At 67.1% G+C, this 21,677-nt stretch carries 13 protein-coding genes and 1 pseudogene; 5 read left to right on the top strand and 9 right to left on the bottom strand.

The annotated features are described in order from the left end of the window. Nucleotides 1-393: 393 nt before the first annotated feature. Both ACIBCT_RS40060 and ACIBCT_RS40055 read right to left on the bottom strand, forming a co-directional pair. Nucleotides 394-639: a hypothetical protein gene (locus ACIBCT_RS40060; RefSeq protein ID WP_399197280.1), complete on the bottom strand. Its 246-nt coding sequence runs from the start codon at nucleotides 637-639 to the stop codon at nucleotides 394-396. Nucleotides 640-648: 9 nt separating this feature from the next. Further along, nucleotides 649-8,706 carry a polymorphic toxin-type HINT domain-containing protein gene (locus ACIBCT_RS40055; protein WP_399197279.1) on the bottom strand — a complete coding sequence of 2,686 codons (8,058 nt, stop codon included), beginning with the start codon at nucleotides 8,704-8,706 and terminating at the stop codon, nucleotides 649-651. Nucleotides 8,707-9,302: 596 nt separating this feature from the next. Here ACIBCT_RS40055 and ACIBCT_RS40050 point away from each other — a divergent pair. Further along, nucleotides 9,303-10,376, top strand: coding sequence for a tyrosine-type recombinase/integrase (locus ACIBCT_RS40050; protein ID WP_399197278.1), 1,074 nt, complete (start codon nucleotides 9,303-9,305; stop codon nucleotides 10,374-10,376). Nucleotides 10,377-10,465: 89 nt separating this feature from the next. Here ACIBCT_RS40050 and ACIBCT_RS40045 read toward each other — a convergent pair whose 3' ends face one another. After that, the gene (locus tag ACIBCT_RS40045) at nucleotides 10,466-13,426 is read right to left on the bottom strand and encodes a tetratricopeptide repeat protein (protein WP_399197276.1); all 2,961 of its coding nucleotides are present in this window, start codon (nucleotides 13,424-13,426) and stop codon (nucleotides 10,466-10,468) included. 199 nt (nucleotides 13,427-13,625) lie between these two features. On the opposite strand from ACIBCT_RS40045, the gene ACIBCT_RS40040 reads away from it, so the two are divergent. Further along, nucleotides 13,626-13,751, top strand: coding sequence for a hypothetical protein (locus ACIBCT_RS40040; protein WP_399197275.1), 126 nt, complete (start codon nucleotides 13,626-13,628; stop codon nucleotides 13,749-13,751). Between the two features lie 174 nt (nucleotides 13,752-13,925). Here ACIBCT_RS40040 and ACIBCT_RS40035 read toward each other — a convergent pair whose 3' ends face one another. Both ACIBCT_RS40035 and ACIBCT_RS40030 read right to left on the bottom strand, forming a co-directional pair. Continuing rightward, complete coding sequence (locus ACIBCT_RS40035; protein ID WP_399197274.1) at nucleotides 13,926-14,081, bottom strand: hypothetical protein; 156 nt, start codon at nucleotides 14,079-14,081, stop codon at nucleotides 13,926-13,928. A 32-nt stretch (nucleotides 14,082-14,113) separates the two neighbouring features. Continuing rightward, on the bottom strand, nucleotides 14,114-14,368 hold the full coding sequence (locus tag ACIBCT_RS40030) for a hypothetical protein (RefSeq protein ID WP_399197273.1): 255 nt from the start codon (nucleotides 14,366-14,368) through the stop codon (nucleotides 14,114-14,116). A gap of 441 nt (nucleotides 14,369-14,809) precedes the next feature. On the opposite strand from ACIBCT_RS40030, the gene ACIBCT_RS40025 reads away from it, so the two are divergent. Continuing rightward, a complete protein-coding gene (locus tag ACIBCT_RS40025) occupies nucleotides 14,810-15,922 on the top strand; it encodes a hypothetical protein (RefSeq protein ID WP_399197272.1) in 1,113 nt (370 codons plus the stop codon). A 341-nt stretch (nucleotides 15,923-16,263) separates the two neighbouring features. Here ACIBCT_RS40025 and ACIBCT_RS40020 read toward each other — a convergent pair whose 3' ends face one another. After that, the gene (locus ACIBCT_RS40020; RefSeq protein ID WP_399197271.1) at nucleotides 16,264-16,611 is read right to left on the bottom strand and encodes a hypothetical protein; all 348 of its coding nucleotides are present in this window, start codon (nucleotides 16,609-16,611) and stop codon (nucleotides 16,264-16,266) included. Then, on the bottom strand, nucleotides 16,608-17,171 hold the full coding sequence (locus ACIBCT_RS40015; protein WP_399197270.1) for a hypothetical protein: 564 nt from the start codon (nucleotides 17,169-17,171) through the stop codon (nucleotides 16,608-16,610). Before ACIBCT_RS40015 ends, ACIBCT_RS40020 begins: the two co-directional genes overlap by 4 nt. 249 nt (nucleotides 17,172-17,420) lie before the next feature. Here ACIBCT_RS40015 and fxsT point away from each other — a divergent pair, with 249 nt between their 5' ends. Both fxsT and ACIBCT_RS40005 read left to right on the top strand, forming a co-directional pair. Next, entirely contained in the window at nucleotides 17,421-20,123 is a 2,703-nt protein-coding gene (fxsT, locus tag ACIBCT_RS40010; protein WP_399197269.1) for an FxSxx-COOH system tetratricopeptide repeat protein, read from the top strand. Nucleotides 20,124-20,508: 385 nt separating this feature from the next. Continuing rightward, entirely contained in the window at nucleotides 20,509-20,727 is a 219-nt protein-coding gene (locus ACIBCT_RS40005; protein WP_399197268.1) for a tyrosine-type recombinase/integrase, read from the top strand. Nucleotides 20,728-20,814: 87 nt separating this feature from the next. Here the strand turns inward: ACIBCT_RS40005 and ACIBCT_RS40000 are convergent, their stop codons facing one another. Beyond that, nucleotides 20,815-21,498: a tetratricopeptide repeat protein gene (locus ACIBCT_RS40000; protein WP_399197281.1), complete on the bottom strand. Its 684-nt coding sequence runs from the start codon at nucleotides 21,496-21,498 to the stop codon at nucleotides 20,815-20,817. 9 nt (nucleotides 21,499-21,507) lie between these two features. Continuing rightward, a pseudogene (locus ACIBCT_RS39995) lies at nucleotides 21,508-21,573 on the bottom strand (hypothetical protein); the annotation flags it as partial. Nucleotides 21,574-21,677 lie beyond the last annotated feature (104 nt).

The raw sequence follows: 21,677 nt of genomic DNA, 5'->3' as shown, positions 1-21,677 counted from the left end.
TCCGGCGGATACGACTTCATCGCCACGTGGAACTCCTTGTCTCCGGATTTTCATCATCCGGCACTCAAGGTGTCCACACATCGGGGTGAGGGCCCGTCATCCACAGCCGAAACCCCAGCCCTCGGCCTCACCGTCCGGCCTGCGGATTCGAGCGACCGCGGCCCGTTTCTGCCGTATTCCGGTGGCACCCCAAGGACGTCAGCGCGGCAACAAGTGCCGACCGCGAGATGAGCGAGGCTGCTCGCGCCCGGGTCGCTGGTGGCCTGGCCGACCAGCAAGTCCTTGGAGCTGAGGCCCGGCTGCAGGATCGTAGCTGCGCGGTGTTCTTGGGGCAGGAAAACGACCCTCGAGCTCTCTGCCATAGCGAACGCGAGGGCCATTTGACGTGCCGAACTAAGAAACCTTAAATTTTGCGATCTCGATAGCCCAGACCATTAGGCGAACCGGGACGTCACCGACTTGGGGATCAATGCTAACAACCGCGTCGTGCCATTCCTTTCCTTCGCGAAGGGCAATTGCAAGAAAGGAGCCTCGATCCCAGAGGCCCGGATCCCGGAACTCTATTACCCGCTCATCGATCGATGTGTCGAAGAAGTCAATGACCTCTATAGATCTTCCGTCGAACGTCTCGTAAGGCATTCCTTGATCCTAATCCAGGAAAGTCACGAATTCCCCTGCCTGCGTAAACCTTGCTCCCCGTCCATCGGGAAGGCGCATGTCCACCACGTCATCCCACTGACCACCCACCCGCCCTCGAGTGTTAACAGATGTAGTGCCGGGATTGGTCAAGATATCATCGAGCATACCCTGACCGGTCTTGTTCCATGCATCCGCATTTTGCCGCCCAGGGGGCGTTGGCCACCCATTGGTATTCCCGTTTCTACCTGCATGCTTTTGCAGGGCACGCCCGGAACGCTTGTATCCTCCACGGTCCGGAAGCACCCCAGAGGCGGATGCTGCATCCAAATCGAATCCACAGGGGCCCGAATTATGGACGAGTACCGCTTGGTCTCCGGCCAGCACATGGTAGGTGTGGATGCCGTCGACAGTGAAGTTGTGGACACGTCGGGTGGTGGTCCACTTTTTGATTGCGGTGACCTGGACGTGAGTTCCGGCTGAGGTTTGCAGCCACAGGCCGGGCCGGAGCTCGCTGGCGTTAGCCCACTTGCGCAGGGAAGGGACCCAGAACGGGTGCTTGTCGGTCGCGGTGATTGGAGCAGTGGCATCGTCCCTGTAACCGCCGGTGTCGACGGTGATCTTGACGAGGTTCTTGATGCCTTCGCCTACGATCAGGGCGGTGACGGCCCTGGCTTCGGTACGGTTCGTTTGAGGGTCTGTGGCGAGCACGTAGTCGCCAACCTTGACGTCCTCGATTGGCTTTTTGCTGCCGTCAGCCATTAGAACGAAAGTTCCTGGAACGAAACTGTTGCCTTTGCAGGGGGGAGTAGCTGGTTTTCCGGTTTTTGGCACTCCAGGGCCAGTTCCTTTTGCAACACCAAGCCTGGCGCCGCCTCCGGGTGACAGCGTATAAACGTTCAAGCACATAGCGTACGCCTGCGTGTCGTTCACATAGCTGTCACACGGGCCTTTAGAAGCGTATGCTTTTCCTTCTTTGAAGGCTTCAGTATTTGAGTCTCCATATCGAGGTCCGCAATCTAACCCATAAAGTCGACAAGTAATGCTATCTTCTGCAGGAAAAAGTCCATCCATGAATCCGCCAAACCTGTCCCAAAAGTCTCCTTCGGGGATAGAAGGCGGCAACGGCGGTTCCGCAGGGGGTAGCGGAGTGGTTGAGATGGGGGGTGTGTAGTCGACCGGTGTGGTGTCGTGGTCCGGCCCGGAGTTGGGGTTGTCCCAGTCGGTGCCGCTGCTACTACCGTCGTCGTAACTGTCGACCGTGTTGATAACAATGCTCTCGGGTTCCTGCGGTACCTTCGGCTTTGGCCGCTTTGACCCCGGGGAGTTGGGCTTTTTCTTCTTCGGATCCTTTCCCTTGTCCTTGTCCTTGTCCTTCTTGGGAGGATTGGGCGCGGGTGGCTTAGGTGTGGGCGGGGTCGGCCTAGGCGACCGGTTTTTGTTGCCCGAGGAAGGCTTTATAGGCGCTGAGCCCTGCTTGTGAGAAATAGTTGCAGAGCCCGATGGCCTGTTTCCCGGTATTTTCGGCTTGTTGACGTCGCATCCGCCGCCGCCGGGGTCTACGGGATAGGCGTATCCCGTCATTCCCGGTACCTGGCCTGCTTTCGCTCGGGTTTCGTTGTAGCACGGGCTATGGCCGGTGGGGTCGGTGGATACCAAAGGGCTGGCGTTGGCGTAGGTGTAGCGGTTGGCCTGAACCGATGGCTGGGGCTCCAGGGTCCAGTCGTCGCGGGAGGAAAAGGCGCCGGTTCCTGGCTGGTACCAGCGGGCGTGCATGTTGACTTTGCCGGTGTCGGGGTCGGTGTACTCACCTTGATACCCCAAGGCGCGGGTGGCGCCGGATCGGTGGGTTGGTTTGCCGAAGGGGTCGTAGGCGGTCGAGTCGACCAGGGCGGTACCGGAGAAGGTGGCGACCATGTCGTCGTGCAGGTCGCTCATGGTGGCCAGGGCGGGACCGGCGCCTTCTTTGAGACTGAGCAGGTTACCCGACGGGCCGCGGCCGTAGGCGGCCAGCAGGGTGTTGGCGCCGTCGGTGATGGTGGTGATGTCGTTGTCGAGGCCGGAGTAGACGAAACGCCGCTGCTCGGCGCCCTTGGTGCGTGAGGTCATCCGGCCCAGCGCGTCGTAGCCGTAGGTGGCCTCCCCGTCGGAGACGAGCCGGTCGAAGGCGTCGAAGGCCAGGGTGCGGGTGGCGCCGGCCTTGGTCTCGGTGGCGGTGGTGCCGCGGGGGGTGTAGGTGTAGTCGGTGCCGGCGCCGGAGATGAGCCGGTTGCGCTGGTCGTAGACGAAGGTGTCGCTGCCGGCTCCGGTGCGGTTGCCGGAGGCGTCCCAGGTGTAGGCGGTGGTGGCGCCGCCGGGCGCGGTCCAGGAGGTCAGTCGGCCGGAGTGGTCATAGCCGTAGGTGTTGGTTCCGGCTCCGGCAGTTCCGGTGGTGGTCTTGGTGGTGAGGTTGTCGTCTTTGTCCCACCCGTAGACGATCTTCGCCAGTTGGGTGCCGGAGCTGTTCTTGATCGCTTGGGCGGTGGGGCGGTTGAGCGCGTCGTAGTCGTAGGTCTGGGTGTTGACCGGGGCGGTGGAGGTTTTGGTCTTGAGGCGGTCGGCGTTGTCGTAGCCGTAGGTCCAGGTGCGCCCGGTCACCGGGTCGGAGGCGCTCTCGAGCCGGTCGGCGCCGTCCCATGTGTAGGTCGCGGTTCCCGCCGGGTCGATGCGCTGGGTGGTGTTGCCGGCCGCGTCGTAGGCGTAGGCGGCGACCTGGTTGGTGGCCTTGGAGACCTTGGTCAGCAGGCTACGGTCGTTGTATTCCAAGGTGTAGTCGCCGACCGAGGTCACCCGGCCCGCGTTGTCATAGGTGAACGCCCGCGCCGGGGTGCTCACCGAGGCGCCGGCACCGGTTTGTGTCGCCAGTCGGCCGAGGTGGTCGAAGGTGCGATCGATGCGTACCCCGCCCGGCTGCAGGGTGGCGGTGGCGTTGCCGGCGGCATCGTAGATGCTGGTCCAGGTCCGATCAACAGCGTTGGGATGGGCGCTGGTGGACGGTTCGATGACCGATTCGACCAAGCCGAGGCTGTTGTAGCCGGTCCAGGTGGCGTTGCCGCGGCCGTCGGTGGTGCGGGTGCGCGCTCCGGTGGCGTCGTAGCCGAACGTCGAGGTGATCGACGTGCCGTCAGCGATCGGCTCGATCAGGGAGGTCATCTGGTTGGTGGCGTCGAACGTGCGCCGGGTGATGCGTCCCTCGCCGGAGGTGGTGCTGGTCGGGTTGTCGGCCGCGTCGTAGCCGAAACCGAAGGTACGGGCCGTGGTGTTGGTGGCGCCGTCGAGGTCTTTGACGCCGATCTGGCGACCGGCCAGGTCGTATTCGGCTTCGGTGGCGTTGGTCAGCGGGTCGGTGACCTTGGTGGTGCGGCCCATGATGTCGTAAGCGAAGGTCGAGGTGTGGGTGAGCGGGTCGGTGATCGAGGTGATCTGCCCGGCGGCGTTGACCTTGTAGGTGGTGGTCTTGTTGCCCGGGGCGACGCGCTTGGTGAGGTTACCCGCCGCATCGTAGGTCAGCGTGGTGATGTGCGCCGCGGTGGTGGGTTTGCGCTCGATCTGGGTGGCGGTGACCTGGCGTCCCAAATCGTCGTAGGTGGCCTGGGTACGGGCGCCGGTCGGATCGATCTCAGCGAGCTTTTCGCCCAGCATGTTGTATTCACTCACCCAGTTGCCGCCGGGCCCGGACGGGCCAGGATCGGTGACCCGTACCGCGCGGCCCAGCGCGTCGTAGGTGGTGGTGGTGACATAGCCACGTTCATCGGTGAACGTGGTCAGCTGACCGGCCGCGTCATAGTCGTACCTGCGCGTCGGGGTCAGGGCGCTGCTGCCGGGCGGGGTGTAGGAGGGGGAGGTGATCGACGTCATCCGCCCCGCCTTGTCGAAGGCGGTGGTAATGGTGCGTTCTTCGGCGTCCACCGCATGCGTGGCGCGACCGGCGCTGTCATAGCCATAGCGCGTCGTGGGCCGCCCGTCGACGACCGATCCGTTCTTGTCGATCTTCACCTGCGGGGACTTCACCTCGACCAGCTGACCGGCCAGGTCGTAGCGCATCGTGGTGGTGAAGTCCGCCGCGCTGGTCCCGGAGGCGTTACCGCGCGGATCGATAGTCGAACTCAGTAGACCCCGGTCGTCATAAAGGCTGGTGGAGACCAGGTCCTCGGCGCCGTTCTCAATGGTGTGCTGCGTGATCTGGTTCAACACGTTGTAGGCGTAGGCGGTCGACTCGGTGCGGCTGCTTCCGGCCCCGGTGAACGTCTCCTTGGTGACGTTCCCGGCCGCGTCGTAGGCGAAAACGGTCTTTCGTTTGAGCGTGACGGGATCGAACGTGGTGGAGGTGAGGCGGCTGGCGGCGTCGTAGACGTGATCGACGGTGACCTTTTCGCCGCTGGTATGCTGACCGGCCGGGGCGGCGGTGACCTGCTTGGTGAGGTTGCCGGCTGCGTCGTAGGTGTTGTCTTCCAACACCACATCGGTCGTGGTGATCAGGCCGTTGAGCCGGACGTCATCGGCGATCACCTGTGACAGGCGATTGTCGGCGAAGTAGGTGTAGGAGGTCTTACGTCCCTCCACATTTCGTCCAGCCACCCGCCCGCCGGGGTCATAGGAGTAGGACTCCAACACCACATCCTGCGCGGCCTGCGGCGCGACCGGGCTACCGGTCCAGTCCTTGATCGTCGTTGAGGTCAGTTCTCCGCGCTTGCTGTAGCCGTAGGTCAACACCGTGCCCAGCGGGTCGGTCGCCGAGACACGGGCCCCGGTAACATCCCAGGCCGAGCGGCTCACCGCGCCTTCCGGGCCGGTGACCGTCTCCAGGCGGCCGTTAGCATCATAGGTATAGCTGGTCGTCCGCGTCGCATCCCCACCGGTCAGATCCGACAGCGTCTCACTGAGCAGGTCGCCATCAGCGGTGTAGGCATAGGTCACCTTGGCGGTGTGGGTGACGTTGGTGACCTCGTTCTTCACTCCCGGATCGGTCTGCGTCAGCAATCGCCCGACCCCGTCGTAGCTGAACGTCGAAACCACTCCCGCCGGATGAGCCTGAGAGACCTGCGTGCGAGAGGTCACCCGGCCTACCGCGTCATAGCCAAACTTCAGCACCACCCCCGACGGGCTGGTCTGCTCGGCCAGGTCCCCCGCGGCGTTGTAGCGGTAGGTCGTCTCGTTAAGCCTTGCATCCTTGCTCGACTTCACCAACCCGGCCGGGGTGGTGCCGCCGCCGACGGCGGGTTCGGTGCCGTCGGTGTAAGTGCTGCTGGTTGAGCGGCCGGCGGGAAAGTCCGGGGTGGTGGGAGTGGTCTCTTTGAGCGCCTCGCCGTATTGGTTGTACTCCCACTTGGTGACGTAGGTGTTGTCGGTGGCGCTGGTCGAGCGGGCATCACGGTAGGTCAGGAGTTGGTCGTTGCGGGGGTCGAACTCATCGGTGGTGTTGCGGTAGTAGGTGTAGCGCTCCTGTGGGCCAAGGCCCAGAGCGCAGTTCAGACCAGGGGACCAAGAGGAGGGCTCCTCTATCAGGCAGGTGGTGCGGGTCAGGGTGTTGCCGCGTTTGTCGTGGGTGGTGACGAGCGCGTTGCTGTTGGGGTCGGTCACCATCGACGGGTAGCCGCCGCGGTCGTAGGTGTAGCTGGTCTTCTTGTTCAGCTGGTCGATCCGAGTCACCAGGCGGTAGCCGCGCCAGGCGTCGTGTTCGAAGGTCAGCGTCTCATTCTTGGGATCGGTGACCTTCACGGTGGACAGCCCTGTGGCGTTGTCGTAGTGCGGCTCGGCGAGTTTCCAGGTGCCGCCGTGCTGGTCTGTGTGGGTCTTGAGGCGATCGGTCGCGGTGTCGTAGGTGTTGTCCGTCCAGATGCGGCCGGAGGGCAGAGTGATCTTCGACAGCAGGTGCGGGACCGTCTGGCGGGCGGCGTAGTGCTCGGCCACCTCGGTCGCGGCCAGCGGCCGGTCATAGACGGCGACCTCGTCGACATGACCGCTCAACCCCCACGAGGTGGATGCCCCTCCACTGATGGTCGGCGAGGAGGGCCAGGCCGAGGTGATGCGGCCGTTGCCGATGGTGGTGAACTTCCACCCCTGGTGGTTGATCGTGCCGCTGAGCGATCCCACCGGGGCGCCGTCGAGGTAGAGGGTCTGGCTGTTGCCCGAACCGGACAGGGCGACATGGTGCCAGGCACCGTTGTTGACGGCAGCGGCCGAGGTGATCGGCGAGATGACCGGGGTACCGCCCGATCCGGTGACGCCGAACTGGCCGCGCAGCTTGCCGTCGGTGCCCACATACAACAGCGGCTGCCCGCTGCCGAGGAACCATCCTTGCTGGTCCAGTTGCAGGTAGGTGTCGGAAGCGTAGGCGATCACTCCTGGAGAGGTGGTCTTGAACCAGGTCTCCATCGACAGTGAACCGGCCATTCGCGGCAGCAGGTGCTCGGGCAGATCCATCCGTCCATTGCCCGTCAGTTTCGCTGAGGTGTTGGTGGAGCCGGCCAGTGCCCCGGGTTCAGCCAGACTCATTGCCTCATATGTGGCCGGTCCCGAGCCCCAGCCCAGGTTGGCGCCCTTGGTCGTCGGCGGCTGGCAGAACTCCGGCACGATGGTGCACACCGGGTCCGGGGTCGGTGGCGGCGGCTGAGTGACCGGCTCGCCCACACGCCAGTACCCGACCGGCTCGTCATCTTGCACCACACCCGGATACGTCGAGCCGGTGGTGTAGTCGTAGGTGGTGCAGCTGGATGCTCCCAGCGGGGAGCAGACCTGGTGAAGGCGGCTGCCTTGGTAGGTGTAGGCCCACGTCAGGGAGGCACCGTTGACCGGGTCGGTGGACACGCCCGCCACCCGCGCCCCGTTCCAGGTGAACGTCAGCGACCGGCCGCCACTGTCGTGCACCGCGCTGAGTTTGCCGTCGGTGCCATACACCAGGTCCTGGGCGCGGCCACGGCTATCGGTCACCTTCACCAGCCGGCCGAAGCTGTTGAACAGATACGAGGTGGAGGACTTGTCCATCAACCGCCACCCGCCCGCGCCGGTCGTGGCGAGGGTGGCGAACATGCCCGGCGGCGGCTGGAACCCGCCGTCCCCGCGCGGGGCAAACCGCAGAACCTGCCCCGTGGGGTAGGTGACCAGCAAGGCTCCGCTCGCCTCGGGCTGGATCTTCATGTCGAAGCGGGTGGACCAGCCCGCGCCGAAGATCCCATCCGTGCGGGCGTCCTTGCTGTTGTAGGCGCGCCGCACACTCAATCCCAGCCCCGCACCGGGAACCGAGGCGTCCACGACCTCGGTGGTGTAGTTACCGGCCAGCTGGTGAAACTCCTGACCGTTGACCCCACGCGCCGCCAGCTGAGAGGCGATGGTCGGCTGCCGGGCACCGGTGACGAAGCTGTACTCGGGTGAGCGCACATTATTGCCGTCATCGTCGTAGACCCGCACCGACCACGAATACGACTTACCCCATTCCAGGGAGCCTGCGGGAACCTTCCAGGAGTTCACCCCCTCGGGCAGCTGCCCTGAGTACGCGGCCGTCGTCGTCATCGAGCAGTCCAAGCCCGGCTCCTCGTCCTCCTCCTCTGGCAACACGCAGACCGTGAACGCATAACGCAGCGGGGACGTCCCAGCACTGGCATGAGCCACCAAGGTCGGCGTCACCGTCCCGACCTGTTGGCCCGACAGCGGCCACATGTCCTCCACCTGAAGCTCATCGAGCAGTGACGACACAGCGGCCGTCGGACGCATGCTCTTTCGCAGCTCACCGGAGACAGACCCGGTAGGGGATTTACCATCGGAGGCCGATGTCCGGCTCCCCTTAGGTACAAAACGCTCGTCCACCGGCAGGGCCTGCTTCGGAAGGCCGATCTTGTGACCAGGGGCTCGCACCGTGACCGGGGAGGTAGTCACGCTGCTGTCCACCAGCGACGCCAACCCCGCCGCCGACCCTGACAACTGTTTCGGTGTCTCAGGCTCCTCTTGGAGCAGGGCGGTCAGCGTAGAGGCACTGACCGGGAAGGCCTGGAACAACAACAGGCCCGGCATCAACACCATGGCCCACACCGCCACTACCCAGGTTCTACGACCAGGCGAACGCAGACGCGAACGTGGACGCGACAGACTGCGGCGCATACGCCGTCACCCTCCGAACAAGTCAGCGCGAGAGCCAGTCGCTCCCGCGTTACCCCAGCCCGCCACCAAGCCCACAGCGAGGCCGGGGTCGACGATTCGGAGCGCGCAACAAGCAAACGATCAGAAATTACCTATAGATCACTTAAGTGCGCAAGAGCTCTATAAGGAGCAAATAAAGGATTCAATATCACGTTTCATCCAGAAACATGCTGGACTTGCACACAAGCGACTCCTGTGGGTAATCAGATCGGAGATTCTAAAACTGACGCAGAGGAATCGTTCTATAACTATCCGCCCAACTGGGAGGTCCTACGCTTGCTCGGGTTGAGGCTGCCGGTGGACCGCAGTCGAGAATGTCCGTTTCGCGTGGATCGCAGCATGTCCGAATGCGGACGCGGATCGAGGGCCTCGTACTCCCTGGATAAGTGACATTATCCGGGGAGCATGAGTATGATCTCCCCGGATAACCTCCGGGCGAGGCCTGAGCTAACGCCGGAAAAACTCCCCGGATAAGAAGGAGAGGGGTCCGGCGAGTGACCGCGAACACCGACAGCAAGATCAACAACGGTGGCGACGTCGAAACCGGCAACCCGGTTGACGATCGAGGCGGCGAGCGGGACGGCGACCAAGCCGACAACCGCGTTGCCGATCGGGGCGGCTCCGGAGCCGGCAACGTGGTGGCGCTTCGGCCGGGCCTCGAGCCGGACTCGGTGGCGGCCGCGGCGGAGGCGGCGCTGGCCGCGTTCGGTACGCATCTCGATCGGTGCGCGCTCGCGGCCAACACGGTGACCGCCTACCGGCGCCAAGCCATCGCCTACCGCGACTGGCTGCTCGCCCGCGCGGCCGAGCACGCGGATGCGTTCGTCGACCTGGTCGGCGCCGAGGCCGCCGTCACCGCCTGGCGCCGCCACCTGCTCGCCGCGGGCGCGTCGCCGGCGACGGTGAACCAGGCACTGGCCGCGGTGACGCTGCTGTATGAGCACGGACCCGCGCTGCGCCTGGCGGTCAAGCGTGCCCGGGTCCCCAAGCCTGGGGCTCCGGATGCGTTGTCGCGGGCGCAGGAGAACGCGGTCCGCCGCGCCGCCGACCGCCGCGGCCCCCGCGACGCAGCCCTCATCGCCGTCCTGCTCGGCGCCGGCGCCCGCGCCGAGGAATGCCAGCGCCTGCGCATCGGCGACATCCCTATCACCGCCCGCAGTGGCACCGCTCGCCTGCACGGCAAGGGGGATGAGGTGCGGACCGTCCCCCTACCGGTCCCGGCCCGCGAACGCCTGACCGCCTGGCTGCAGGCGCGCGCCGAGCTGCTGGCCACCCGGCCCGCCCTGGCGGAGCAGGTCAGAGATGGGCTGTGGATCGGCCAGCGCGGACGGCTGTCGGTCGACGGCGTCACCGACGTGGTCCGCGCCGTCGGCAAGGACGCCGGCCTGCCGGGCCTGCGCCCGCACCGGCTGCGCCACACCTACGCCACCCGGCTGCGCGAAGCCGGCGCCGACCACGCCCAGATCCAAGCCCTCCTCGGCCACACCTCCATCGAAACCACCGCCCGCTACTTCCGCGCCTCCCCGACCGAAATCGCCGACCTGGTCGACCGTGCTCTCGACTACTGACGGCGAGACGGCGTGAAACAGCCGCAGTGAGCTGGTTATCGATGCGGAACTCTAAGGACACCGTGTGATCGCCTCTGCTACCTGGCCGTCTATAGGAGTTCTGCCTGCTCCTGCCAGTGCGCCAGATTGTGCCGGGTGGTCAGGGTGTCGGGGTGGTCGGGACCCAGCATCCGCAGGTGGTCGGTGAGGAGGTCGTTGAAGGCGGCGGCCGCGCCCGCCGCATCCCCGACCTCCCCCCGCCAGTGCGCCAGGTTGTTGCGGGTGGTCAGAGTGCGGGGGTGGTCGGGGCCCAGCATCCGCAGGCAGTCGGTGAGGAGGTCGTTGAAGGCGGCGGCCGCGCCCGCCGCATCCCCAGCCTCCCCCCGCCAGCTCGCCAGGTTGTTGCGGGTACGCAGGGTATCGGGGTGGTCGGGGCCCAGCATCCGCAGGCAGTCGGTGAGGAGGTCGTTGAAGGCGGCGGCCGCGCCCGCCGCATCCCCACCCTGCCCCCGCCAGTGCGCCAGGTTGTTGCGGGTGGTCAGGGTGTCGGGGTGGTCGGGGCCCAGCACCCGCAGGCAGTCGGTGAGGAAGTCGTTGAAGGCGGCGGCCGCGCCCGCCGCATCCCCACCCTGCCCCCGCCAGCTCGCCAGGTTGTTGCGGGTGGTCAGGGTGTCGGGGTGGTCGGGGCCCAGCATCCGCAGGCGATCGATGAGGAGGTCGTTGAAGGCGGCGGCCGCGCCCGCCGCATCCCCAGCCTCCCCCCGCCAATGCGCCAGATTGTTGCGGGTACGCAGGGTGTCGGGGTGGTCGGGGCCCAGCAGTTGTAGGCAGTCGGTGAGGAGGTCGTTGAAGGCGGCGGCCGCGCCCGCCGCATCCCCGGCCTCCCCCCGCCAGCTCGCCAGGTTGCTGCGGGTACGCAGGGTGTCGGGGTGGTCGGGGCCCAGCAGTTGTAGGCGATCGGTGAGGAGGTCGTTGAAGGCGGCGGCCGCGCCCGCCGCATCCCCGGCCTCCCCCCGCCAGCTCGCCAGGTTGTTGCGGGTGATCAGGGTGTCGGGGTGGTCGGGGCCCAGCACCGGCAGGCAGTCGGTGAGGAGGTCGTTGAAGGCGGCGGCCGCGCCCGCCGCATCCCCAGCCCTCCCCCGCCAGTGCGCTAGGTTGTTGCGGGTGGTCAGGGTGTTGGGGTGGTCGGGGCCCAGCAGTTGTAGGCAGTCGGTGAGGAGGTCGTTGAAGGCGGTGACCGCGCCCGCTGCATCCCCAGCCTTTCCCTGCCAGCTCGCCAGGTTGTTGCGGGTGTCCAGGGTGTCGGGATGGTCGACGCCGAGAAACTGAGTGGCGGTGGCATGCAGCCCGACATATTCGGCGATGGCCGCGTGAACTTGTCCACTGTCACCGAGGCTGGTCGCAGCACGAAACAGGATCGGGTGCGCCATGTCGTTCCATTCCCACAGGGCGGTGCCGGTGAGGGCGTGCAGGCTAGCGGTGTTGGCGCGCAAGACGGGGCCGACCTGGTCGCGTTCGACGTCCGGCCAGACCTCCATCAAGGCATCGGCGGCGACGTGCGCAACGGCGGTCGACTCGGTGACGTGAAGGGTGTCGCGGGTGGCGCGTTGGATGAGCCGGTGGACCCGGACCTCCTGAAAGGAGGCGGCAGGGTCGTGGTCGATGAGGCTGAAGCGGTGCAGCACCCGCAGCCCGTCGTAGGCGTCGGTGGTCGACACCTCCCTCGTGACTCGGGGGCGTCGTTGGGTGGTGAGGTAGGTCAGCACCGGGGTGCAGGTCAGTGCGGCCTGGGGGATGCCGTGCGAATCTAGTACCGCCGCCACCTGCAGCAGTGGCCGGGCCAGGCCTGCGGGCCGGGCGCAATCAGCACGGTCGATCGACAACGACCAGGCCGCTGCCACGATCGTGGGATGGTCATCGGGCAGAGCGCCTTCCTCGGGCACCACCTCGGCCAAGGTCCGGCGCCGATCGACCAGCCGCTCCCGGTACCCGGCGCAGTCCAGGTGCGCGTCGATCAGGTAGGCGGCCGCCTGTGCCAGCGCCAGCGGCAGATACCCCAGGTCGGCGGCCAGTGCGTCGATCTCGGCGTCGCTGTCGGTGCGGCCGTGAACGGCGAGCTTGGTCCTCAGGTAGGCGCGCGCCTCGGCCTTCGTGAACACCCCCACCTCCACCACCCGGCGGTCCCGGCCGGCCAGGGCGGCGTCTCGGCGCCGGGTGGTGACCACTACCCGGCCCGCTGCGCCTGAGGGCCACAGCTCCCGGATGTCGGCAGGGTCCTGAACGTCGTCCAGCACCATCAGCCACGCCGTCGGCGTGGTCTGTGCCCAGATGAGGAACCGCCTGGCGGCCTGTTCGACGTCGTCGGGGTCGGTGTGCAGGCCGAGCTCGATGGCGGCCTGGACGTAGCCGGCCAGGATCTGCAGACGGGAGGCCGCGCTTACCCACACCACCACATCCACCTCCTTCCGCTGCCATACCTGTCGGGCGTAGGCGGCGGCGAGCTGGGTCTTGCCGATGCCGCCCATCCCGGCCAGCACCTGCGAGACCACCACCGTCCCACCGTCGGCGGCGGCCTCGGTGAGCCGGTCGGCGATCTCGCGGGGCTGGAAGCAGTCCGCGGCCCGGGGGACCGCCCCCACCCAGCACCGCACCACCTCGTCTCCCGCCCCCGGCGGGGTGAGGGCTGGCGGATGGGGAGCGGGGGGACGTCCACCACGCCCGCTTCCCTGCCGGCGCTCGGCCAGCGCCCGCTGGCGCAGCCCCTCCCACCACGCGGCAGACGGCGCGACGTACCCGGGGGACTTCTGCCGGGCGCGACCGCGCAGGAAGGCGATCAGCCACTCGGCGACCTTCCGGTCGGACGGCACATTGCGGCCGTTGCGCCAATCACTCCACGACGTGATTGTCACCTTCAACGGCGGTACCTGGGCGGCCGCCTGCCGCTGGATCATCGCCCCGGTCGGCTCGCCGGCAGCTTGGTGCAACTCCCGCAGCGCGGCGGCGTACCGGCCGGTCGCATCCACCGCACCCGCCGCCTCTGCCGCGTCCGTCGAATCGACGGTCTCGCTCACTCTGCTACCTCTCGCGTATCCGGATCCGGATCGAAACCGTCCGGAAAAGCCGCTCATCACGCCATTCCCCGAGATCTTCCACCCTGCCCGCCCTGCCGCGCCGGTGCGAGCGGATCCGGAAAACCCTCCGAAGCGGCCTGATGAGGCCGTCGCCCCGGGGCGAGCAGAGCACCGGGGCCCACGGTAAGGAGAACCGCTCATGATCGATCGCCCGTTCCTGCGCCGCCTGGCCCGCGCCGCTTTGGCCGCCGCGGTACGCAGCGCCGCCGCGGCCACCGCCGCAGCCCCCATCACCTTGGCCATCTGGTGGATCACCCACCGCTGACAGGTCGACTGTGCCGGCTCCCACGCGCCTCTTGGGAGCCGGCACAGCGCCCACCACACGACGGCCGACCGTGGAGCAGACAAGAACGAGGCCAAGAGACGATCACGGGCGTGCCGCTGAGTGGTCGCGGGTCAGGCTGCGTCTGGCGGGGTTGGTCCGCGATCCTTCGATCGCCTAGTGCTTGTCGTTGTGGTTGTCGAGTAGCTGGGTGAGCAGGCCCATGGTGGCGGCGCCGGCTGCTCCGCCACTGAGCAGAGCGGTGGGCCAGGTGGCGCCGGTGGCCAGGGTGAGCGCGCAGGCGATGGTCGTCACCAGCAAGGTGATGGTCAAGGTGAGCAAGACAGGTACGGAAAACATCGGGGTCACTCCTGAAAGGGCGTCGCCGGGAAGCCGGCGGTCTGGTCATCGGCCCAGAACGCGATGAGCTCGGTGTCGGTGAGCTCGTCGGTGGGGCGGTAGGGCGGGATACGGCCGGTGATCAAGGCCCACACCGTCACCAGCAAGGTCAGCAGCTGATCGTCGTCGCAAGCCCGCGATGCGGGTGAGGAGCCCGGCCGGGTGCCGGTGACACGAAGCGGAGAGGTGAAAGCACGCGGGACCGTGAGGGCGTGCGGCATGGACGTCTCCTTCGTGATCAGTTGGGGTGGAGCCAACAATGGGGCGCCGCAAGGCAGGCCGCCACCGGTTCAAACACTCCGGACAACACCGGATCAAACGGCTCTATACGGGCCAAAACCGTTTCCGCTTTTCCCGGGTCATCCCTGGCGCGGCTCGGTCGGTCGTCGAGGCGGCCGGCGTTTCGAAGGGTGACATCCGCTCGCATGCGACCTGCTCCGGTTACCTCCGAAGCGATCCGCTCTGGTCCGGATCGCTTCGAGGTCATCCGGTGCCATCCGGTCTCATCCGGACTCGTCCGGAGTTTGTCAGCGCAGGTCAACAACCGGTTAATCCCGGACGAAGCAGAAAGTGCGATCTACCCCAGCTTGAACACCCGTAGGTGTCACTATGACTGCGACTACTACCTGTAGATCACGGATCACTTATCTCGGCTAAGGGCGATGGTTGAACAACATCGTGGTGCGGCGCTGCGCGCCTTCGTCGACCAGCTCAATGAACTGCATGAGCGGGCCGGCTCTCCGGCGCTGGCTCACCTGGACGCGATCTCGAAGCGCATCTGCGAAGACGACCAGGATCGGACGCTGCCCACCAGCACCACGCACGACATCTTGCGTGGCAAACGCAAACGCGCGCCGTCATGGGCGTGGGTGTCGTGCTTCGTGGCCGCGTGCACGATAGCCGCCGATCGGACCGGCCTGGATGTGCGCGGCATGGGGGATATGGATGCGTGGGCTCAGCGATGGCGCACGGCCCGCGGAACCCGCGAGGCCCGGCCCGCCTCCCCGGCGACTCCTCCGCGGCCGATCACCACTCAGGCCGCCTCACCTGCGCCTGTGCCCCACCTTGCGCAACAACCCGCCTTGGCGCCGCTCACCCCCACACCCGCGCCGCTCACGCCGGCACCGGTCATGCCTTCACCGGCGCTCTCGGTGCGGGAGGGTGCGCCCCGCCGCCCCGCCACCCCGGTCGTTTTCGCGCCGCTGCCTGAGGATCGCCAACGGCTGCTGGAGATCTACGGCAGAACCGGTACGCGCCTGCTGGAGCACAGCCAGGAAGACAACGGCGAGGACTGCATGCGCCTGGCGGTCATCGCGCTGCTGAGGGGCTGGCCTCCCGAAGCGCTCCACTGGCTGCGCCGGGCCAGCGATGCCGGGCAAAGCGATGCCGCAGGCCTGTTCAACGACCCTCATCGCCTGCAGGTCGCCGCCGAGCTCGCCTGCCGCTATGGCCGCCACTACCAGTGCTTTCCCACCAAACTCAGTCTCGCGATGTTCTTCTACCGGCTGGCAGCCGATCACGGTCACGCCGAGGCCGCCTACCGCCTCGCGGGGATCCACCGCGCCAAAGAGGAGGGGAAAGTCGACAGCCTGCTCGACTCGTCGGCCGCGGGCGCTCCTGTGCCGGTGGCCGCTGAGCTGCTCACCGATACCCCCTCCGCTGAGTTTTCCGAGGATTTGGATGCGGTGCTGCGCCGGTGCCTGATCGATGAGGGCGACGGGGTAGCTGCGCAGCCGACTTTGCCAGCCGGTGAGTCTCCCCCGGAGTTCGCCTGAGGCGACCCGCCAGCCCTCGGCGCTGCCCATCACACCGAACGTCGCTACGCGACTTCCTGACACGCACACAGCGCCCCTGACACTCGCCGCGATACGACGAGCGGGAGCGGGAGCGGGCTGGGCTAAACCGGCGATCAGGACGCGCCTCTTCCCTTGGACGGAGGTGGTGTTGTTTTCGCAACGACCCTTCGCCAAAGTGTCTATCAGTGCTCGCACCGTCACTTCAGGTGAATACTCAACTTCTGTGATTCCTCACAATGCATTCCACGCCGAAGCGTCCGCCTGCGTGACACAGACGGTCGCGGGCTCAGGCTGTGGCTCTCCGGCCGGGCCCGGCTGTCCTACCGCCGCTCCGCCGAGCTGTTCGACAACACCACCGCTGATCTGCGAGACGGGCGCACCGTCGCCCCCGCCGCTCCTGCTCGTATGTGCACCCGCTCCAGCAGGCCTTCTCGTAGCAGGAAGCCCAGCGGCTGCTCGGGGATGTCGCCGACGACGATCTGCCCGCGCTCGGACGGGAGCAGCGTGAGGTTGACGTTGCCGCCCACATGCGCGATCTGGATCAGGTCGCCGAAGATCACGCTGTTGGTGACCGACTGCAGCGCCGGCGACAGGGGCGTACCGGGCTGTGTGCCAGATTCGTCCCCGCCGCTCGCGTCGTCTCTCCTGCCTGCGGGGTGAGTGGTCATGACCGCTCGATGGTCACATCACCGTCTACCCCCTCGACCTGGGTGATGGAACCGCTGGCATGTGAGTTGCTGACCCGCTGACCGCCGGACGGCGGCCCGTCATCGGCGCCGTCCCGTGCGGGCTCACCGGCCACCGGCGGGTTCGAAGGCGCGAGCGGGGGCGCGGCCGTCGGTGAGGCGGGTGCCGGAGCCGTCGGCGTTGAGGGCGGTAGGGCAGGCTTGGCGCTGTCGCGCAGCCGCACGCTGTGCCCTACCCGCCGTACCTGGTCGATGCTGCCGCCTGCGGTGCTGGCGGTCACGACCTGCCCGGGGCTCGCTGTCCGGCGCGGCTCGGCCGAAGGATCTGCCTCACCAGCCGGCGCGGGGGGCTCGGCGCGGGTGAGCCGGTAGGCCACCGCCGCGCCGGCCGCGGCCAAGGCCACCGCGATCGCCGACCACCCCCAGCTCCAGCCCGCGTCGGTGAGGATCTGGTTGCTGGCCACCGCGACCGCGACCGGCACCACCACCGACAACGACAGCCAGATCCACCGCGCCCACCCCGACCGCTTGAGAGTCGTCATACCCCCATCATCACCGCATTCCCTACCGACGGTGAGGCCCCTTCCTACAAACAGTGACCTACGCGGACAGCTGCTCTGGCCCGGCCCACGACGACGTCCATGTCCGCCCCTGCTCAGACCAGTGATGCCATCACCAGCAGTCCAGGAGTTACACAGCTGAGCCTCGCGCGCTCTCACGCTGCGCGTATCGCGCGTAACTGTTTGACGAAGCCGTCTGGCAGAGGGCAGATATGCGTCGAAGATGGCTCTATGGCGGACCTTCCCCCCGAAGCAGCCGGCGCGGGTGAGGCCGGGAACACGCAGAATCCGCAGTCGCCCACGCCGCTGCAGTCGGTCACCGACACCACAGTCGCCGGCCACCTGACCCAGATCTCCCACGTCGGCGGGGACGTCTCCATCGTTCAAGGCGCACCCCTGCCTGCGCCGATCGCCTGGCCCATCGTGGAGGGCGACCTCCCCCGCCGGCCACGCGCCTTTCAACCCCGGCCGGGTCTGCTGGAGGCGTTGCGGGCACGTATGCGGGAGCAGGGGGCGGCGGTCGTCGAAGGCGCGGCGGTCGTCGATGCGGTGACCGGCACGCCCGGGGTGGGCAAGAGCCTGCTGGCCGCCTCTTACGCCTGGGATCGCCGGCACGCCGGCTGGCCGCTGATCGTCTGGATCACCGCCCAAACCCACGATCAGATCCTCACCGGCCTGGCCGGTCTGGCACGCCGGCTGAACCTGCTGTCTGCCGACGACGACACCCACACCGCAGCCGTCAAGGCCCGCGACTGGCTGGCCGCCACCGACCGGCCAGGCCTGCTGGTCTTCGACAACGCCACCGAGGTCGACGACGTGGAGCCCTGGTGCCCGGCCACCGGCACCGTCCAGATCCTCATCACTACCCGCAACCGTGCCTTCCACGACCTGTTCGAGCCGGTCGACGTCGGCGTCTTCGACCCGGAGCAGTCGGTGGCCTGCCTGCACCAGCGCACCGGCCGAACCACCCCCGGCGCCGATGACGTCGCCGACGAGCTGGGCCATCTACCGTTGGCGATCGGGCAGGCAGGAGCGCTGATCGCGCGCCGTCGTATGACCTACCCCGCCTACCTGAAGGCGCTGCGCGACCTTCCGCTGAGCGAGTACTTGCCGCAGGCGGCAGACGGTTACCCCCAAGGGGCCGCGCAGGCGATCCTGTTGTCCATCGAGCAGGCCGAAGACACCATCGCTGATGCGCGCGCGCTGCTGGAGCTGCTGGCGGTGCTGTCGGAAGCCGGTGTGCCGCGCGCGATCCTGTACGGCACCACCAACCCCGGCGACCTCGGCCCGGCCGACACCGCGGACTTGGATCAGTTGCTGGCCGACCTGGCCGACACCTCACTGATCAGCTTCAACGACGACGGCACCACCATCCTCATGCACCGCCTCACCAGCCGCGTCCTACGCGAACGCGCCCAGCACACCCCCCACCCCCCATCCGGCGACCTGCCCGGCATGCTGACCCGCGCCACCACCCTGCTGCACCACTTCGACACTCACATTCCCGACGGCGCCGCAACCTGGGCCGCCCGTGACGCCGTCGATATGCTCGTCGAGCAAACTGCCACGGTGCACGCCTTGGCCACCAAGTCCGACAATCTGACCGACGACCTACTCGGATTGCGCGCCTGGTGTGGCAGATACCTCTACGACGTGGCTGATCTGGGCCGGGCCATCCCGCTGTGCGAGCAGACGCTGACCGACCATGAGCGGGTGCTGGGCGGCGACCACCCCGACACCCTGACCTCCCGCAACAACCTCGCTGGCGCCTACCGGGCGGCGGGGGATCTGGGCCGGGCCATCCCGCTGTACGAGCAGACCCTCGCCGATCGGCAGCGGGTGTTGGGCGGCGACCACCCCGACATCCTGACCTCCTGCAACAACCTCGCCAGCGCCTACCGGGCGGCGGGGGATCTGGGTCGGGCCATCTCGCTGTACGAGCAGACGCTGACCGACCATGAGCGCGTGCTGGGCGACGACCACCCCGACACCCTGACCTCCTGCAACAACCTCGCCTATGCCTACCGGGCGGCGGGGGATCTGGGCCGGGCCATCCCACTGTACGAGCAGACCCTCGCCGATCAGCAGCGGGTGTTGAGCGGCGACCACCCCGACATCCTGACCTCCTGCAACAACCTCGCCTACGCCTACCAGTCGGCGGGGGATCTGGGCCGGGCCATCCCGCTGTTGGAGCAGACCCTCGCCGATCGGCAGCGGGTGTTGAGCGGCGACCACCCCGACACCCTGACCTCCCGCAACAACCTCGCCAGCGCCTACCAGGAGGCGGGGGATCTGGGCCGGGCCATCTCGCTGTACGAGCAGACGCTGACCGACCATGAGCGCGTGCTGGGCGACGACCACCCCGACACCCTGACCTCCCGCAACAACCTCGCTGGCGCCTACCAGGAGGCGGGGGATCTGGGCCGGGCCATCCCGCTGTACGAGCAGACCCTCGCCGATCGGCAGCGGGTGTTGAGCGACAACCACCCCGACACCCTGACCTCCCGCAACAACCTCGCCTACGCCTACCGGGCGGCGGGGGATCTGGGCCGGGCCATCCCGCTGTACGAGCAGACCCTCGCCGATCGGCAGCGGGTGTTGAGCGACAACCACCCCGCTACCCTGATCTCCCGCAACAACCTTGCTGGCGCCTACCGGGCGGCGGGGGATCTGGGCCGGGCCATCCCGCTGTACGAGCAGACCCTCATCGACTGCGAGCGGGTGTTGGGAGCAGACCATCCAACGACAAAAGTCGTGCGCAGCAACGTGATGCATCTTCGACGAAGCGCTGGCGCTTCTCACACTCACCGACCTGCGGACACGACTGTGGTAAAGCAGCGCGCCGGGCTGGGGGACGTTGAACGCAATGCGGCGTGCAATTGTGGATCGGGGAAGAAGTACAAGCGGTGCCACGGCACGCTAACGGCCGATTGATCTTGTGTGGCCGATCCGGGTGCGGGACTCGGAACCCTACCGATGGGTAACGGGACAGGAGCCTCGCTCTGTTGAGTAACTCCATGGCGCTGACCACACGCCATCCTGCGCTGGATCTGGGGCCGTCCCGGACGGGCGGGCGGCACCTGCAAACTGTCCGCTACCACCGAGCAGCAAGCTCTGTGCCCACTCCGGTGCTGACTGAACCTCGAACAGGTCGGAGTCTGGATCGACAAGACCCTGCTGGCGCACGGCTGGCATCGGGCGGCCACGACGCCGCTGACGGTCTGGCTGCAGGTGCGCGCTGAGCTATTGGCCGCGTGACCCGCCCTGGTGGACGCGGTCGGGGACGGGCTGTGGGTCAGTCAGCGCGGACGGTTGTCGGTTGACGGCGTCACCGACGTGGTGCGCGCCGTCGGCAAGGACGCCAGCTTGCCGAGCCTTCGCCCGCACCGGCTGCGCCACCCGGCTGCGCGAAGCCGGCGCCGACCACGCCCAGATTCAAGCCCTCCTCGGCCACACCTCCATCGAAACCACCGCCCGTCACTTCCGCGTCTCCCCCACCGAAATCGCCGACCTGATTGACAGCGCCCTGGACTACTGAGAGCGAGACGGTGTGAGCGGCCGCGTTGAGCTTGTGATCGATGCGGGGCCTGAGGGAGCCATGGGATTGCTTCTGCTACCTGATTGTCTATGCGAGTCCTGCCTGCTTCTTCCAGTGCGCCAGGTTGCTTCGGGTGGTCAAGGTGTCGGGATGCTCGGGGCCCATCACCCGTAAGCGGTGGGTGAGGAGGTCCTCGAACGCAGCGGCCGCGCCCGCCGCATCACCGGCCCGTCCCCGCCAGCTCGCCAGGTTGCCTCGGGTGATCAGGGTGTGGGGATGGTCGAAGCCCAGTACCCGTTGATAGTCGGCGAGGAGGTGTTCAGTCGCGATGGCCGCGCCTGCCGCATCACCGGCCCGTCCCCGCCAGTCCATCAGGTTGTGTCGGATGATAAGGATGACAGGGTGGTCAGGGCCTAACAATCTTAGGCAGTTGACCAGGAGGTCTTCGAATGCAATAGCGGCACCTACCGCATCACCAGCTTCTCCTCGCCAGTGCGCCAAGCTGGTTCGGGTGAGCAGGGTGTGGTGGTGGTCGGGGCCCACCACCTTTAGGCAATCGGCCAAGAGCTCTTCGAACGCGATGGCCGCACCCGCCGCATCCCCGATCCGTCCCCGCCAGTCCATCAGGTTGTGTCGGGTGAGTAGGGTGCCAGGGTGGTCGGGGCCCAGCACCCTTAGGCAATCGGCCAAGAGCTCTTCGAATGCAACAACGGTGCCGGCCGCGTCCCCAGCCTCTCCCAGCCGCTGCGCCAGGTTGGCGCGTGTGGTCAAGGTGTCAGGATGGTCGGGGCCCAGCACCCGTAAGCGATCGGCCAGGAGGTCTTCGAACGCGGCGGTTGCCCCCACCGCATCGCCGATGGGGGCTCGCCCCGAAGTGTGGACACCGGTTGTTATGCGGCGAGCAGCACCCCATCGATGGTCTGCTGCTCGTAGTCGATGGGGCTGAGGTA

The organism is Streptosporangium sp. NPDC050855 (assembly GCF_044456585.1).
Lineage (GTDB): Bacteria > Actinomycetota > Actinomycetes > Streptosporangiales > Streptosporangiaceae > Streptosporangium > Streptosporangium longisporum.
Note: the sequence above shows the minus strand (reverse complement) of the source record. Positions and strands in the feature narration are given on the sequence as shown.